This is a genomic window from Brevundimonas terrae, from assembly GCF_011761985.1.
Taxonomy (GTDB): Bacteria; Pseudomonadota; Alphaproteobacteria; order Caulobacterales; family Caulobacteraceae; genus Brevundimonas; species Brevundimonas terrae.
In genome coordinates this window covers 322,639-337,039 of sequence record NZ_JAASQT010000003.1, presented here as the reverse complement: position 1 = coordinate 337,039, position 14,401 = coordinate 322,639, and the positions used below count along the sequence as shown (strand labels likewise).

At 61.4% G+C, this 14,401-nt stretch carries 17 protein-coding genes; 13 read left to right on the top strand and 4 right to left on the bottom strand.

What is annotated here, in order from left to right; translation table 11 throughout:
• Positions 1-18 precede the first annotated feature (18 nt).
• Both FHS64_RS10035 and FHS64_RS10030 read left to right on the top strand, forming a co-directional pair.
• Positions 19-744, top strand: a complete 726-nt coding sequence (locus FHS64_RS10035) for an RluA family pseudouridine synthase (RefSeq protein WP_167178058.1) — start codon at positions 19-21, stop codon at positions 742-744.
• Positions 745-830: 86 nt separating this feature from the next.
• The gene (locus FHS64_RS10030; RefSeq protein ID WP_167178057.1) at positions 831-1,343 is read left to right on the top strand and encodes a CC0125/CC1285 family lipoprotein; all 513 of its coding nucleotides are present in this window, start codon (positions 831-833) and stop codon (positions 1,341-1,343) included.
• 4 nt (positions 1,344-1,347) lie between these two features.
• On the opposite strand, the gene FHS64_RS10025 is transcribed toward FHS64_RS10030, so the two are convergent.
• Positions 1,348-1,800: a DUF2214 family protein gene (locus FHS64_RS10025; RefSeq protein ID WP_167178056.1), complete on the bottom strand. Its 453-nt coding sequence runs from the start codon at positions 1,798-1,800 to the stop codon at positions 1,348-1,350.
• Positions 1,801-1,844: 44 nt separating this feature from the next.
• On the opposite strand from FHS64_RS10025, the gene crcB reads away from it, so the two are divergent.
• From crcB to FHS64_RS09985, 8 genes are all read left to right on the top strand, one after another.
• Positions 1,845-2,231, top strand: coding sequence for a fluoride efflux transporter CrcB (crcB, locus tag FHS64_RS10020; RefSeq protein ID WP_167178055.1), 387 nt, complete (start codon positions 1,845-1,847; stop codon positions 2,229-2,231).
• Entirely contained in the window at positions 2,228-3,223 is a 996-nt protein-coding gene (locus FHS64_RS10015; protein ID WP_167178054.1) for an RluA family pseudouridine synthase, read from the top strand. The genes crcB and FHS64_RS10015 overlap by 4 nt, the downstream gene beginning before the upstream one ends.
• Before the next feature lie 42 nt (positions 3,224-3,265).
• Positions 3,266-4,759, top strand: coding sequence for a putative 2OG-Fe(II) oxygenase (locus FHS64_RS10010; RefSeq protein WP_167178053.1), 1,494 nt, complete (start codon positions 3,266-3,268; stop codon positions 4,757-4,759).
• A gap of 19 nt (positions 4,760-4,778) precedes the next feature.
• On the top strand, positions 4,779-5,456 hold the full coding sequence (locus FHS64_RS10005; RefSeq protein ID WP_167178052.1) for an HAD-IA family hydrolase: 678 nt from the start codon (positions 4,779-4,781) through the stop codon (positions 5,454-5,456).
• Between the two features lie 15 nt (positions 5,457-5,471).
• Positions 5,472-6,233 carry an ATP12 family chaperone protein gene (locus FHS64_RS10000; protein WP_167178051.1) on the top strand — a complete coding sequence of 254 codons (762 nt, stop codon included), beginning with the start codon at positions 5,472-5,474 and terminating at the stop codon, positions 6,231-6,233.
• A 56-nt stretch (positions 6,234-6,289) separates the two neighbouring features.
• Positions 6,290-7,252 carry an SRPBCC family protein gene (locus tag FHS64_RS09995; RefSeq protein ID WP_167178050.1) on the top strand — a complete coding sequence of 321 codons (963 nt, stop codon included), beginning with the start codon at positions 6,290-6,292 and terminating at the stop codon, positions 7,250-7,252.
• A gap of 90 nt (positions 7,253-7,342) precedes the next feature.
• Complete coding sequence (locus FHS64_RS09990; RefSeq protein ID WP_167178049.1) at positions 7,343-7,789, top strand: hypothetical protein; 447 nt, start codon at positions 7,343-7,345, stop codon at positions 7,787-7,789.
• Complete coding sequence (locus tag FHS64_RS09985) at positions 7,789-8,091, top strand: winged helix-turn-helix domain-containing protein (protein WP_167178048.1); 303 nt, start codon at positions 7,789-7,791, stop codon at positions 8,089-8,091. Before FHS64_RS09990 ends, FHS64_RS09985 begins: the two co-directional genes overlap by 1 nt.
• Here the strand turns inward: FHS64_RS09985 and FHS64_RS09980 are convergent.
• Positions 8,088-8,855 (bottom strand): pseudouridine synthase, encoded by a 768-nt coding sequence (locus tag FHS64_RS09980; protein WP_167178047.1) that lies wholly within the window; start codon positions 8,853-8,855, stop codon positions 8,088-8,090. The two genes, FHS64_RS09985 and FHS64_RS09980, sit on opposite strands and share 4 nt — an antisense overlap.
• A gap of 55 nt (positions 8,856-8,910) precedes the next feature.
• On the bottom strand, positions 8,911-9,543 hold the full coding sequence (locus tag FHS64_RS09975) for a DUF938 domain-containing protein (protein ID WP_167178046.1): 633 nt from the start codon (positions 9,541-9,543) through the stop codon (positions 8,911-8,913).
• Between the two features lie 204 nt (positions 9,544-9,747).
• Between FHS64_RS09975 and FHS64_RS09970 the strand changes: the two genes are divergently transcribed.
• Together FHS64_RS09970 and FHS64_RS09965 are read left to right on the top strand one after the other, a co-directional pair.
• Positions 9,748-11,595, top strand: a complete 1,848-nt coding sequence (locus tag FHS64_RS09970; RefSeq protein ID WP_167178045.1) for a phosphoenolpyruvate carboxykinase (GTP) — start codon at positions 9,748-9,750, stop codon at positions 11,593-11,595.
• 81 nt (positions 11,596-11,676) lie between these two features.
• Positions 11,677-12,723, top strand: coding sequence for an NAD(P)/FAD-dependent oxidoreductase (locus FHS64_RS09965; RefSeq protein WP_167178044.1), 1,047 nt, complete (start codon positions 11,677-11,679; stop codon positions 12,721-12,723).
• Here FHS64_RS09965 and FHS64_RS09960 read toward each other — a convergent pair.
• The gene (locus FHS64_RS09960; protein ID WP_243862914.1) at positions 12,689-13,432 is read right to left on the bottom strand and encodes a TonB family protein; all 744 of its coding nucleotides are present in this window, start codon (positions 13,430-13,432) and stop codon (positions 12,689-12,691) included. The genes FHS64_RS09965 and FHS64_RS09960 overlap by 35 nt on opposite strands.
• Positions 13,433-13,599: 167 nt before the next feature.
• On the opposite strand from FHS64_RS09960, the gene FHS64_RS09955 reads away from it, so the two are divergent.
• The gene (locus FHS64_RS09955) at positions 13,600-14,376 is read left to right on the top strand and encodes a transglycosylase SLT domain-containing protein (RefSeq protein WP_167178043.1); all 777 of its coding nucleotides are present in this window, start codon (positions 13,600-13,602) and stop codon (positions 14,374-14,376) included.
• Positions 14,377-14,401: the final 25 nt, after the last annotated feature.

Genomic DNA, 14,401 nt, shown 5'->3' with positions numbered 1-14,401 from the left:
CTGGGCTAAGAGCGCGCCATGACCAAGCGCCAGCCCCTCGATCTTACGCCCGAAGAAGTCGCCTATATGCGTTCGCTGGTCCTGTTTCAGGACTCGCACGTCATGGTGGTGAACAAGCCGTCGGGTCTGTCCAGTCAGGGTGGCCGTATTCAGGCCCATACGCTGGACGACCTTCTGTGGGCGTTCAAACGCTCGAACGGAAAGCGCCCCGAGCTGGTGCATCGCCTCGACCGCGATACGTCGGGTGTGATCCTGATTGCCAAGACCAAACCTGCGGCCAGCTTCCTCGGCAAGGCCATGCAGGAGCGCAAATTTCAGAAAACCTATCGCGCCATCATTTCTGCTGCGCCGGAACCGCGTCAGGGCCAGATCGATGCGGCCCTGCGTCGCGAGGAGATCGGGCGCGAGGCCTATATGCGGATCGTGGCGGATGATGCCGAGGGCGCACAGGCCTCGCAGAGCCGCTATCGCACCTTGTCGGCCAATGAAGAGGGCGCGGTGGTTGAACTGGAGCCGCTGACCGGACGTATGCACCAGCTTCGTGTGCACATGGCCCATATCGGACGGCCTCTGGTCGGCGATGTGCGCTATGGCGGGGCGCTGACCTTTGCAGGGCGTGGTGCGCCGCGCCTGATGTTGCATGCGGCCAAGCTGAACTTCCCGCACCCGCTGGAAGGTCGCATGACCATCGAAGCCCCCGAACCGCAAGACTTTGCCGATTTGCGGGCAGCGGCGGGGCTGTAAGCCTCTTCATCCTGTGTTCAGCTTGTTGGCGGAACAATGTGCGCCGATCATCCGCTAAACCTGTCAGGCCAAATGGAGATGCCGACATGACCATCCTGTCCCGCAAGAAGGTTTTCACCGTCACGGTACTGGCGGCGTCGGCGCTGGCGCTGACGGCCTGTGCCAGCCTTGCGCCCTATGGCCAGCAAATGGGGCCGCGCGGGCAGGGTTATTCCGAGCAGCAGATCGAGAGCAACCGCTTCCGTGTCAGCTATAATGGTGTGGGCGCTATCGCACCTGTGGCCGACCGTGCGCTTTACCGTGCCGCGCAACTGACCGCCGATCAGGGCTATGACTGGTTCGAGGTCACGCAACGCTGGGTCGATGGTCGTCCCGACAGTGCGGGCGGCGTGCGCCCGACGGTTTCCATCGGGGCCGGTGGTGGTCGCTATGGCGGCTATTCGTCCTCGGGTGTGGGCGTCGGGCTGGGCTTGAACCTTAGTGGTCCGCAGCCGACCTCGACCACGCTTGAGATCGTCATGGGTCGTGGCTCTGTGCCCGCCCGCCCCGAAGTCTATTCGGCACGCGGCGTGATGGAATCTATCGGCAACCGTCTCTAGGGTTTCAGAACGGCCAACGGGCCATTGCGGCGGCCATAACCAGTATCACGCCGACCAGAACCATTTCGGTCAGCACAATGCGATGCATGCGCTGGATATCGGTTTCGCGTGGCTGCCAGCCGCGATCGCCGGCCCACTGTTTGCGCCACCCCAGAAAGCTGACGGTGGGAATGATCGACAGCAGTGCCACAAGGCCGAACACCGCCATCTTGCCCCAGAAAAAGGGGTTGGACAGGTATGCGTCCCAGCCTTTTTCCGTGTGCAATATGCGGATCAGTCCGAAGATCAGGATCAGTCCGGCGCAGAGGCCATAGCCCTGATCCAACTTGGCCAGACGGATCACCGGAACCGGCCTGACCCGCAACAGGGCCAGTTGTGTCGCCATCATAACGATCAGGCCGAGAAAAAGCAGGTGATGCACTGATGCCAAAACCAGAACCGGAATAGGGCTGGCCATAGACGCTCCCTTCGCAAGGACTGCTGAACAGTTTATGGCACAGCATGAACCAAATTCTGCTAGTGGCAACAGGCGGGGCCTTGGGCGCAATGGCGCGGTATGGCGCGGGCGTTGCGGCCTTTCGCCTTATGGGCGCGGGCAACTGGCCATGGGGCACGTTGTTCGTAAACGTCCTTGGCGGGCTTGTGATCGGTCTGCTCACAGGCTGGCTTGCATTTAAAAGTAGTACGACCAGCGAGAATATTCGCCTTTTTGCCGTTGTAGGCGTATTGGGCGGGTTCACGACCTTTTCAGCGTTCTCGCTGGAGATGGTTCAAATGCTTGAGCGCCGCGAGATGGCCACAGCCGCCCTCTATGCGCTCGCTTCTGTTTTTCTGTCGGTGGTCGCGGTGTTCGTTGGCCTAGCCGTCATGCGTAAGGTTTTCGGATGAGCCGCGAAGTTCAAACCCTCTATGTTGCCGAGGATGAAGACGGCATCCGTATGGACCGCTGGTTCAAGCGTCGCTGGCCACACCTGTCCAATATCCAGATCCAGAAAATGGCGCGTGCGGGCAATATCCGCGTGGATGGCAGCCGCATCAAGCCGGAAGGTCGCCTGACCGCCGGTGCCGCTGTGCGCGTGCCGCCGATACCCGAGGCGATTGTTCGCGCTCCCGGTGAGCGTGAAGTTCTGAGCCAGAAGGACATCGACTATGCCAAGTCGCTGGTTCTGTATGAAGACCACATGGTCATCGCGCTGAACAAGCCTGTCGGTCTTGCCGTTCAAGGCGGCACCAAGACGACCAAGCATGTTGACCGTCTGTTGTCGGCATGGGGCGAGGGCATGGACCGCCCGCGTCTGGTTCACCGTCTGGACCGCGACACCTCGGGTGTTCTGCTGCTGGGCAAGGGACCGGAAGCGGCCAAGCGTCTGGCCGGTGCCTTTGCGCGTCGTCAGGCCAAGAAGACCTATTGGGCCATTGTCATCGGCAACCCGAAACCGGGTGAAGGCCAGATCGACATGGCGCTGAAGAAAACCGGCATCAACGATTTCGAGATGATGCGTCCGGCGGATCGCAAGGACCCGAACGCGGAAACGGCCGAGACGGCCTATGCCACGATCAGCCGCGCCTCGCACCGCGCCGCCTTTATGGCGCTGCGTCCGTTTACGGGCCGCACGCACCAGCTTCGCGCCCACATGGCGGGCATCGGTCACCCGATCCTTGGCGACCATAAATATGGTGACGACAAGTCGAAAGAATTGTCGGGCAATTTGAAGCTTCAGCTTCACGCCCGCCGGATCGAACTGGACCATCCGGGCGGCGGCAAGCTGATTGTCGAAGCGCCGATCAGCCCTGAACTGCGGGCCGGTTTCGAGCATTTCGGCTTTACCGAGCAGGATGCCGACGAAGACGTCTTCGCAAATGTGAAGCGTATTCGTTAAATGGCGTAACGCTAAACGATCTGGGGGGATCGGATGATGCAGATGTCGCTTCAACAACGTGGACAACAGGCGCAAACCCTTGCGGGGCTAGGGCGTCTGCAAGAAGCGTTGGTTCTGGTTGAGGCGGCTCCGGCGTCGGAGCGTGAAGCCCTGATGGCTTTGCGGATCAGCATCCTCAAGGCGCTGGAACGCCCCGAAGCGGTGGTGCCTCTGCGTCGTGCACAGGTCAAAGCCGCACCCAACAGCATGGTTGCCCATCATAATCTGGCCTCGGCGCTGGGTGATGCGGGGGCTGCTGCCGAGGCAGAGACAGAAGCCCGCAAGGCGCTGTCTCTGGGCGGTAAGGCACCTGAGACATGGCTGGTTCTGGCCCGCGCCCTTCAGGCCCAGCACAAGCTGGAAGAGGCCATAGCCGCCTATGGCGAGGTTATGGCCCGCCGTAGTGACTATCTGGAAGCCATTAACGAGCAGGCGCAGCTCTTGTGGATGTCCGGCGCGGATGTCGGGACGGCGCGTGAACCCTATACGCAAGCCTTGGTGCGCCATCCGGCCCTTGCCCAGCTTCATCAGGCGCAGGCCATCTTTAACGCCTATGTGGGCCAGCCCGAACGCGAGGTTTGGCAAGAACTGACGCAAGGCGCGGCGAAGGCGGGTTTGCAGGTGGCGGGCATCGAGACAGATGCCGCCCATTTGGCACTGGCGTTTGATCCGGCACTGGCTGTGGCGCACGCCCGCAAGGCTGTGGCCCTGCCACCCAATGATATTGCGTCATGGACGACCCTGGCCAAGGCCTTGCTGGTAACGGGCGAGGTGGGCGAGGCGCGTGAAATCCTGTCGCAGCTTTTGCCGACGGCAGGGCAACAACAGATCGTACTGGCCCTGCATGCCACGGCCCTGCGGATGGCGGACGAGAAAGACCCGCTGGGGCTGGATGATGGCGATGGTCTGATACGCGCCACGCAGATTGATACGCCGGACGGTTGGGGCTCGCTGTCGGCCTATCTGGCCGATCTTAAGGTGGCGCTGGAGGCCCAGCATGCGTTCAACCGCCACCCGATCGGTCAGAGCCTGCGTCACGGATCGCAGACTCCGGTGGATTTACGCCGTGTGGATGATCCGGCCATCAAGGCCTTCTTTAGCGCCATTGACGGGCCGATCCGGCGTTATCTGGCCGCACTGGGGACAGGCAACGATCCGGTCCGCAGCCGTAATACGGGCGAATACCGCTTCGCCGGATGTTGGTCGATCCGCCTGCGGTCGGGCGGCTTCCACGAGGCCCATATCCATTCCAAGGGCTGGCTGTCCTCGGCCTGTTATATCGACCTGCCACCTGCGGTGGACAGGGGCGGGCAGGAGGGCTGGATCGGGTTCGGTGTACCGCCCTTTAACCTGAAACAACCGCTGGTTCCGCTGAAAGTCGAAAAGCCGGAACCGGGCAAGCTGGTATTGTTCCCGTCCTGTATGTGGCATGGAACCCTGCCGTTTGATGATGATCATCAGCGGCTGACCATTGCGTTTGATCTGGTTCCGGCCTGAGTTTTACGACCGAGTATTTATGACTGCTTTTGATGCGCCGCTGGCGGTGTTTGATGTGGATGGCACGCTGGTGGACAGCCGTGCCTCTATCCATCTGGCGGCGTGCGAAGCGGCAAAGGTGCTTGGCCTGCCGGAACCCAGCTATGACCGAGTGCGCCAGATTGTCGGACTGACGCTGGACAAGGCGCTGCATGTACTGGAGCCGCAACTGACCATGGGAGAGCTGGCCGAGTTCGTCGCTGCCTTCCAGAACAGTTTTCGCACCCGTTACGAGGCCGGTCACGAAGAGCCGCTTTATGACGGGGTGATGGATACGCTGCGTCTGTTGAAAAAGGACGGCTGGAAGTTGTCGATTGCGACGGGCCAGAACAGTCGCGGCGTGGCGCGTAATCTGGCACGGCCCGAATGGAGCGATCTTTTCCTGTCGGCCCACTGTGCCTCGGACGGGCCTGGCAAGCCCGATCCGTCGATGCTTTTGGCGGCTGTGCACAAGAATGACGGCTTGTTGGAACGCACAGTGATGATTGGTGACACCAGTCACGATATGCTGATGGCGGCCAATGCCAAGGTGGCCGGACAGGGCGTGGGCTGGGGTTTCCATACGGTGGAAGAACAGCTTGCGGCCGGTGCGACCCATGTGGCCAAGGATTTTCCTGATCTGGAAGCGGCGCTGGTGCGTTTTGCGGCCAAGATTTGAGACTAGAGTAGAGCTATGAGCCACATTCCCCCGCTGGACCCGAACGTCGCTGCCCGTAAGGGCTTCAAGGAATCCGAAGAGCGTATCAAACGCTTCTGGAAGGCTGCGGACGTGGCCGAAACCGAAGACGGCTGGGCGGTGCAACTGGATGGCCGTACACCCAAGACGCCCGTCCATCGCAAACTGGTGCTGCCGACCGAGACGGCTGCGAAGCTAGTGGCGGATGAATGGGCGGCTCAGGGCGAGTTTCTGGATGCGGGCACCATGCCTGCAACCCGTCTGGCCTCGACGGCCATCGACCGCGTGGTCGAGGTGATGGAGGCCGTGGCCGATGAAATCACCGCCTATGCCGGAAACGACCTGACCTGTTACCTCGCCGAAGCGCCGCGTTCCCTGATCGAGCGTCAGGAGCGTGAATGGGGCCAGTGGCGCAACTGGGCCGAGCAAACCCACGGCATCCGTCTGGTGCCGGTGCAGGGCATTATCCACCAGACACAGGATCAGGCTTCGCTGGACAAGGTCAAGGTGCTGGCCCTGTCGTTGGATCATTTCCAGTTGTCGGGTCTGGCTATGGCTGTACCGCTACTGGGTTCGGCCATTCTGGGACTGGCCCTGCAACAGGGCGAGTTGGATGGTGCAACCGCTTATGATCTGTCGCGTCTGGACGAAGCCTTTACCGAAGAGCGTTGGGGTGCGGACGAAGAAGCCACCCTTCGTGCTGCCGCCCAGCGCGCCGAGACGGTGATGCTGGAACAGTGGTTCAAGGCGCTGCGCTAGGACGGCAGAGCACAATGTTCGGATAGGCTGGCCGAAACAGGGGGAGGCTTAAGCGCATGGACGATAGGGCGAGCCGGTTGCTACGCAAGCGTCTGTATCTGGGCCTGGGCCTGTCGCTGGCCTATGCGGCGGTGCTTTATCTGCTGATCTGGCAGGCTAACGGGGGCATGCTGTTCATCAGCGGGCTGATCTTCATGCCCATGGCCATTGCCAGCGTGTTTTCGGCGGTGGCTGATCCTTTGGGGCGCGCCTCAATCGGCACCCATTTGAAATGGGCCCTGATCGGCATCGCGGTGCTGCTGGTTTTGAGCATCATTGTGTTCCGCGAAGGCGGAATCTGTGTGGCGATGGCTGCGCCCTTCTTCTTTGCAGGCGCAACTCTCGGGTCGAGCCTGACGGTTGCGCTCCTTCGCAAACGTGCATTGCGTCACACGCCACCGCTGATGATCCTCGCCCCCTTGTTGCTGGCTCCGTTCGAGCCTCATCTGGATTACCGGATGGTGGACGAGCAGGTGGTGACGGTTATTGAGATCGACGCGCCTCGTTCAGATGTCTGGGCGCATACGGTCGAAATCCGCGATATCCGCAAACCCGAGCTAAAACCGACCTTCAGCCACAACGTGGTGGGTGTGCCCACGCCGGTGAATGCCCGCATGGAGGGGCAGGGCGTTGGTGCTGTCCGCCAGTTGCGCTGGACCAAGGGTGTTCGGTTTGAAGAGGTGGTGACGGCTTGGGATCAGGATCGCCGTCTGGCATGGGATTTCCGCTTCGGACCGGATTCCATTCCCGATGCCGTTGAGGCCCATATCGATGTGGACAGCAGTTATCTGAAGCTGGCGCGTGGTGACTATGTGCTGGAAGACCTGCCGAACAACCGCACCCGCCTGACCCTGACGACGCGCTATCGCATGGCCACGCCGATCAATGCCTATTGTGCTCTGTGGGGCAGGGTTTTCCTGAACGACTTCCACAGCACAGTCCTGAAAGTCATCAAGGATCGCAGCGAGGCGCAGGTCTAGGGCTTTGCAAACTTTCCAATCTGGAAAGTTATCACTTGACGATATGGAAAGTCTCGATCATTTTCCGTTGTGGAAAGTGAGGGACGAGCCATGACCGAAGACCAAACCCCGCAAGAGGCGCTGGACCTGATCCGCAGCACGCGCGAGCAGACTCTGGCCAAGATGGACCACTGGCCGTGGTGGTATGATGGTGGCTATGCGCTGGCCTGTGGCCTGCTTGTGGCCGGTCAGGGTTTCCCGACGGCCTTCAGCCTGCCCAGCGTGGCCATCGCTCTGGCGATATTGGTCGTCATCATGCGTAAATGGCAGGCCGAAAAAGGCGTCTGGGTTAATGGCTACAGCCCCAAACGGGCGCGATGGGCGGCCATTATACTGGCGACTGTTCTGATCGGCCTGATGGGGCTGAGCATCTGGTTCGGCAAGGTTCAGCAGATCTACTGGGTGCCGGTGGTCAATGGTCTGGCCGGTGGCCTGCTGGGTTATGTCGGCAGCCGCGTGTGGATGCGGCTTTACCGCCAAGACGTGAGGGACGTGTAATGGCGGTGCCGGTTTTTGATGCCCTGATCCACGCGCCCGGACGTTTGCAAATCTGCGCCATCCTGTCGGCAGCCGAAGCCGAGTTTGCTGTCGTCCGTGACAGTATAAAAGTGTCGGACTCGGTTCTGTCCAAACACGTCAAGGCGCTGGAAGAGGCGGGCTATGTCGCGGTTCGCAAGGCAGCAATGGGCGGGCGACAGCGCACATGGCTATCGCTGACACCCGCGGGCAAAAAAGCCTTCGTTGCCCATGTCGCAGAGTTGGAGCGACTGGTGAAAGTCGCCTCCAGCCTGTCGGTCTAGCCGACGCTGCCCTTGATGAGGGCTTCACGTTCTGCTGGCGTGATATGACGCCAGCGGCCTTCGGGCAGGGAACCCAGAGACAGCGGGCCGACGCGGATGCGGAACAGGTCGATAACATCCAGATCGACCATTTCGCACATCCGGCGGATCTGGCGTTTGCGGCCTTCCTTCAGGATGAAGCGCAGGTCCTGTCCACGGATCAGATCGACCTTGGCCGGTTTCAGCTTGCGCCCGTCCAGCTCCAGACCTTGACGCAGCAGGTTGAGCTTGGTCTGGGTGATCGTGCCGTCGACGCGGACCAGATATTCCTTGTCTAGTTCCGATTCAGGGCCGATCACAGCCTTGGCGACCACGCCGTCCGACGACAGCAGCAGCAAGCCGCGTGAATCCTCGTCGAGGCGACCGATCGGGGGCAAGCTCTCGTCGCGGCGCGGGATATAGCCGTCATCGTCGCGGTTCTTGAACGAGAGCAGGCGCACGGCGGGAATCTTGCCCGGTTCCGGCTGGCCCGAAACATAGCCGACCGGCTTGTGCAGAATGATGGTGATGCCGGATTGAAGCGCTTCTTCGGCATCATTATCGAGCGTCAGGGTCTGGCCCTTTTCGATCTTGCGACCGGCATCGCGCACAATCTCGCCGTCAATGGTGACAAAGCCCTTGGCAATCAGGGCTTCGGCCTCACGGCGCGAGCAGACGCCTGACTGGCCCAGCCATTTGTTGATGCGAACGGGTTCGTCGCCGTCATAGGTGCGGATAAAGGCCATGGGGAGTCTCCGGTCAGGGCGGGTGTTTACGCTCTGGCGACGGTTTTAGAAAGGATCAGAAGCGGCGGTACATCAGGCTGATATTATTGGCCTGCATCTCGACACGGCGGGTAAAGCGCAGCCCGTGCTTTTTGGCCTCAAGCGAGACATCGCGGCTGTCCCGCAGACCCCATGCGGGGTTGCGGCTTTTCAGGCTCTCGTCAAAGGCGGCATTGGACGGGGCCAGCGGCACGTCTTTTTCCAGATAAGGCCCGTAAAGATAGAGAAGGCCCCCGACCGGCAGCACCTGGCCTGCCAATGCCATCAGGCCCTCGGTCGCTTGCCAAGGGCTGATATGGATCATGTTGATGCAGGCGATGGCATCATATGTCTGTTCTGGCCATGTATCGGGGGCCGTCATGTCCACGCGCAACGGCGCGCGCAGGTTGGGCAGGGGATCCGCCGTGCGCCATGCCTCAATGCTTTGCAGGGCCTCGGATGATGGGTCGGACGGCTGCCAGACAATATCGGGCAGGGCGCGCGCCGCAGCCATCGCGTGCTGGCCGGAACCGGATGCAATTTCAAGAACATGGCCGCGCGCGGGAAGATGTGCCGACAGCAAACCCAGAATCGCGTCGCTATTGCGCGCGGCAGCGGGTGAAAAAAGACCGCCCGAGGGCGCAGTCTGCTGTGTGTCCATTGTCTGCATACCGAAGACTTAGCGCGTGGACGCTGCACACGCCCATAAGAATTAAGCAGAATCTGGAATAATCCAAATTATTGCATCGCAACATTGGTTTGCAAAGTCTTGACCTAGCGGACGGTGCGGTCCATTGGCCGCTGAAACCTGTTGTGATCGTGGTGTTCTTTCGCGTCACAACTGTCCCAGTAAGTGGACGCTAAGGAGCGTGACGTGAGCCAATCCATCCCCGGCCTTCTTCCGGCCCCGACGCAACACGAAGGCCTTGTCGCCTGGGTGTCGCAGATCGCAGCTTTGACCAAGCCGGACCGTGTGCATTGGTGTGACGGCTCTGAAGCCGAGAAATCGGCCATCATTGCTGACCTGATCGGCAAGGGCACGCTGAAGGCACTGGATCAGTCCAAGCGTCCGGGTTGCTATTATGCCGCCTCCGATCCCAAGGATGTGGCTCGCGTCGAAAGCCGCACCTTCATCTGCTCGCAAGATCAGGCCGATGCCGGCCCGACCAACAACTGGGCCGATCCGGTTGAAATGCGTTCACGCATGGACGGCCTGTTCGATGGCTGCATGAAGGGCCGCACCATGTATGTGGTGCCGTTCTGCATGGGCCCGCTGGGTTCGCACATCTCGGCTCTGGGCGTAGAAATCACCGACAGCGGCTATGTGGCTGTATCGATGGGCATCATGACCCGTATGGGCAAGGGCGCTCTGGAACAACTGGGCACCGATGGCGTGTTCGTTCCGGCGGTCCACACGCTGGGCGCACCGCTGGCCGAAGGTCAGGCCGATGTCGCGTGGCCGTGCAATGACGACAAGTGGATCGTCCACTATCCTGAAACGCGCGAAATCTGGTCGTATGGCTCGGGCTATGGCGGCAACGCCCTGTTGGGCAAGAAATGCTATGCGCTGCGTATCGCTTCGGTCATGGCCCGCGACGAGGGATGGCTGGCCGAGCACATGCTCATCCTCAAGCTGACCAGCCCTGAAGGCGTTGTGAAATACGTCGCTGCGGCCTTCCCGTCGGCCTGTGGCAAGACCAACCTCGCCATGCTGCAACCGACGCTGGACGGCTGGAAGGCTGAGACGGTCGGCGACGATATCGCATGGATGCGTTATGGCACCGATGGTCGCCTGTATGCCGTGAACCCGGAAGCGGGCTTCTTCGGCGTGGCACCGGGCACCAGTCGCAACACCAACAAGAACGCTCTGGATTCGCTGGTGAAAGACACGGTCTTCACCAATGTCGCCCTGACTGCAGACAACGACGTCTGGTGGGAAGGTCTGACCAAGGAAGCGCCTGAAGGGTTGACCAACTGGAAGGGCCAGCCGCACGATCCGTCGTCGGGCGAGCCTGCCGCCCACCCGAACGCGCGTTTCGCCGTCTGGGCCGGTCAGTGCCCGTCGATCGCACCGGAGTGGGAAGATCCGGCCGGTGTGCCGATCGACGCTATCCTTTTCGGTGGTCGTCGCGCCTCGGCTGTGCCGCTGGTGACCGAAGCGTTTGACTGGGAGCACGGTGTGTTCCTCGGCTCGACCGTCGCCTCGGAAGGTACGGCTGCGGCTGAAAACAAGGTCGGCGAACTGCGCCGTGACCCGTTCGCCATGCTGCCGTTCTGCGGTTACAATATGGGCGACTACTTCAACCACTGGCTGAAGGTTGGTGCATCGGCACCGGACGCTTCCAAGCTGCCGCGCTTCTTCTTCGTCAACTGGTTCCGTAAGGATCAGGACGGCAAGTTCGTGTGGCCGGGCTTTGGCGACAATATCCGCGTCCTGAAATGGGTTGTGGATCGTCTGGAAGGTAAGGCCGAGGCTGTCAGCACGCCGGTTGGCCATGTACCGTCGCGCGAAGCTCTGGACCTGTCGGGTGTGGAACTGAGCGATGCCCAGCTTTCGACGCTGCTGGACGTCGATGCCGAGGTCTGGACCGAAGAAGCCAGCCTGATTCCGGCCTTCTACGAGAAGTTCGGTGATCGTCTTCCGCAAGCCCTGTGGGACCAGCATGCGGCCCTTACCAAGCGTCTGGAAGATGCGCGTGCGGCCCGCCTCGCAGCGGAATAATCGCATAGCGACTTGAAATCGGGGCACGGGCGGTCGAAGGACTTCCGTGCCTCTTTTTTAATTCTGCGCCAGTAATTTCTCATGACTTCACCCGATATCGTCATCATTGGCGCAGGGGCTTTTGGCCTTGCAACGGCCGCCGAGCTGAAACTGGCCGGACATGCCGTAACTGTGGTGGCACCTGATACGCCTTCTGCGTCTGCTGTGGCGGCGGGGATGATCGCCCCTGCCATGGAGGCGGCGATTGACGGCCTGCCGGTGCATGTCGGCGATATGCTGAAAATGAGCCGGATGCTGTGGGATGTGTTTGCGACACGCACCGGCATTGATCTTCAGGAGATGCCTGCCGAATGGCGTGGCGAGGGGGCCGAGCGCCTGATGCTGCAGATGCAGCGCCACGACTTCGCCCATAGCTATGACGCCGCCAGCCAGACCCTGCTGACGCACGAGGATGCCAAGCTGGACCCTGTTGCGGCGCTGGAAGTGATGGGCGAGGGGGTTACCCGCATCAACGCCACTGCCGAGGCTATCTTCCGCGAGGGGGATGACTGGCTGGTGGTGACATCCGAAGGTGTTGTCAGCGCGCCCAAACTGGTGCTGGCCACAGGGGCGGCGGCGGCCATTGTGGGCCTGCCGGATGCGGTGACGCGCATTATCGACAGCATCGTCCCGATCCGTGGTCTGATCGGCATTACCCGTGAGCGATTGAGCGACCATGTGCTGCGTGGCGAGGGGGCCTATGTCGCCCCGGTCAATGCAGGGCCGTTTGCGGGCGGCAGCGTGATCGGCGCCAGCATGGAAGCCGGTGTGCGCGATCTGGAGCCGGATATGGAATGCTGCGAGGCCATGCTGGCGGCGGCATGGGCGCTATTGGGTGAAGAACCGCGCCCGATCGAGCTCGAATGGCGGGCCGGTGTGCGCGGGGCATCGCCCGATGGTCTGCCGCTGGTGGGGGAAGTGGGCAACGGACTTTATGTGGCGCTGGCCCCGCGCCGCAATGGCTGGCTGTTGGCCCCGTTGGTCGCCAACCAGTTACGCGCCGAGATCGAGGGCCAGTCCGTGACCGAACGGACCCTCGATCCCCATCGTGTGCTTAATCCGTCAGATCGAAGCGGATTCCGACCGTAACACGCGCACCGTCAACGGCTTGGCCGTCCACAGTCTGCGGGCTCATGCGGAAATAGCGCGACAGGTTGGTGGCGGCGCGGCCAAAGCCGTTACGCGCAGGCGTTTCCGACGTGACCTGACAGTCCGTCAGTGTGCCATTGACCCGCACCGCGCAGTTCAGAACTGCATTGCCTGAAATGCCGCGCTCGATGGCGGCATCGGGATAGGCCCGCATCAGTTGGTCCGCTGTCGGTTGCTGGATCCAGTTGGGACGGGTGATGACAGACGGCGGATTAGGCGCGGGCGTGGCGGCCGGTTTCGTGCCGGTGGCATCGGGGGCAACGGGCGTGGACAGGGTGATCGCCGGTCCCGTGGCCGTTGCTGGCGCATCATTGACCGGTGACACCAGTGGCGGCACGGGGCTTTCGATGACCTGTTCGGGCCTGTTCAGCTTGGGCGCAGGGGCAGGGGCCGCCTTGGCGACCTCGGGCTCCAGCGGCTTGGGCGGCGGGTCCAGATAGACGATGGTTCTAGGAACTTCCGGTGCCGTTTGCGGCGCAAGGGTGATTTCGAACTTCTGGTGATAGAGGAACAGACCGACACCCACATGGGCGGCCAGCGCGGTCCCCAACAAGGCAATCCACATACGTCGCGACGACAGATTCGTCGGGCGGTGATCGAGAATGGCGGACAGATTCGCTCCGCCAACAGCACGCGTCATCATCATCATGATCTGCGCCTCCAATCGCAGGCCTCCCCAGACCTGAGGGTATTGCAGCGCTTGGATTACGGCGTTTTGTGGACAAACGGGCTTGCAGCCTGTTTTCAATACCGATTCGTTAACGGCAGCGGTTCCGTGTTAAGGTGTCGTTAACCTTGGTTAGCGACCGTTAGCATATGAGCGTTGGAGCGATTCCTTCTTCAAGAGGCGTAGAGGCAGCCATCCGGCGGGCCTCTTCGACGACGGGTGTCGATTTCGATTTCCTGATGAAGACCGCACGTCGCGAAAGCGGGTTTAATCCCGATGCCAAGGCGCGGACCTCTTCGGCGTCCGGCCTGTTCCAGTTCATCGAACAAACTTGGCTGTCCACCGTCAAACAGCATGGCCACAAGCATGGCTATGGCCAGTATGCGGATCTGATCTATCAGGGCGGCGACGGGCGCTGGCAGGTGAGGGGATCGGCCCGCAATGTGGTGCTGGACCTGCGCTTTGATCCGCAGGCGGCCTCGACCATGGCCGGAGAACTGACCGCCTCCAATGCTTCATACTTGCGTGGCCGCACGGGCCGAGAGCCGAATGGCGGCGATCTGTATGCCGCGCACTTTTTGGGACCGGCAGGCGCGGCGCGTCTGATCGAGGCCATGCATGCGCGCCCCAATAGCAGTGCGGCGTCCCTGTTCCCCGATGCGGCATCGGCCAACCGTTCGATCTTCTACAAGCAGGGCCGTGCCGCCACGGTGGCCGAGGTCTATGCCAATCTGCAAAGCACCGCAGGGGGCGCAACGCCGATTCTGGGCGGGGCGGACAAACCGGCCATGCCATCTCTCAGTGACAAGGAACTGGCACTGGCGGCGCGTCTGGACCGTCTGAAGCAGGATCAGGGATTGTTGGCGCTCTTGCTCAATCAGGGCGAAAGTAGTCACTTCAAGGGTGCCTTTAGCGACCCTGTTTGACGAGCAAATAACACCAATGTGCAAA

What these genes read in the sequence shown, in the direction of transcription:
- FHS64_RS09965 (WP_167178044.1), top strand. Translation starts at nt 11,677, where the DNA reads ATGACTTCACCCGATATCGTCATCATTGGCGCAGGGGCTTTTGGCCTT.
- FHS64_RS09980 (WP_167178047.1), bottom strand. Translation starts at nt 8,855, where the DNA reads ATGGCCTTTATCCGCACCTATGACGGCGACGAACCCGTTCGCATCAAC.
- FHS64_RS09960 (WP_243862914.1), bottom strand. Translation starts at nt 13,432, where the DNA reads ATGATGATGATGACGCGTGCTGTTGGCGGAGCGAATCTGTCCGCCATT.
- FHS64_RS10030 (WP_167178057.1), top strand. Translation starts at nt 831, where the DNA reads ATGACCATCCTGTCCCGCAAGAAGGTTTTCACCGTCACGGTACTGGCG.
- FHS64_RS10000 (WP_167178051.1), top strand. Translation starts at nt 5,472, where the DNA reads ATGAGCCACATTCCCCCGCTGGACCCGAACGTCGCTGCCCGTAAGGGC.
- FHS64_RS09990 (WP_167178049.1), top strand. Translation starts at nt 7,343, where the DNA reads ATGACCGAAGACCAAACCCCGCAAGAGGCGCTGGACCTGATCCGCAGC.
- FHS64_RS10015 (WP_167178054.1), top strand. Translation starts at nt 2,228, where the DNA reads ATGAGCCGCGAAGTTCAAACCCTCTATGTTGCCGAGGATGAAGACGGC.
- FHS64_RS10005 (WP_167178052.1), top strand. Translation starts at nt 4,779, where the DNA reads ATGACTGCTTTTGATGCGCCGCTGGCGGTGTTTGATGTGGATGGCACG.
- FHS64_RS09985 (WP_167178048.1), top strand. Translation starts at nt 7,789, where the DNA reads ATGGCGGTGCCGGTTTTTGATGCCCTGATCCACGCGCCCGGACGTTTG.
- crcB (WP_167178055.1), top strand. Translation starts at nt 1,845, where the DNA reads ATGAACCAAATTCTGCTAGTGGCAACAGGCGGGGCCTTGGGCGCAATG.
- FHS64_RS10035 (WP_167178058.1), top strand. Translation starts at nt 19, where the DNA reads ATGACCAAGCGCCAGCCCCTCGATCTTACGCCCGAAGAAGTCGCCTAT.
- FHS64_RS09975 (WP_167178046.1), bottom strand. Translation starts at nt 9,543, where the DNA reads ATGCAGACAATGGACACACAGCAGACTGCGCCCTCGGGCGGTCTTTTT.
- FHS64_RS10010 (WP_167178053.1), top strand. Translation starts at nt 3,266, where the DNA reads ATGTCGCTTCAACAACGTGGACAACAGGCGCAAACCCTTGCGGGGCTA.
- FHS64_RS09995 (WP_167178050.1), top strand. Translation starts at nt 6,290, where the DNA reads ATGGACGATAGGGCGAGCCGGTTGCTACGCAAGCGTCTGTATCTGGGC.
- FHS64_RS09955 (WP_167178043.1), top strand. Translation starts at nt 13,600, where the DNA reads ATGAGCGTTGGAGCGATTCCTTCTTCAAGAGGCGTAGAGGCAGCCATC.
- FHS64_RS10025 (WP_167178056.1), bottom strand. Translation starts at nt 1,800, where the DNA reads ATGGCCAGCCCTATTCCGGTTCTGGTTTTGGCATCAGTGCATCACCTG.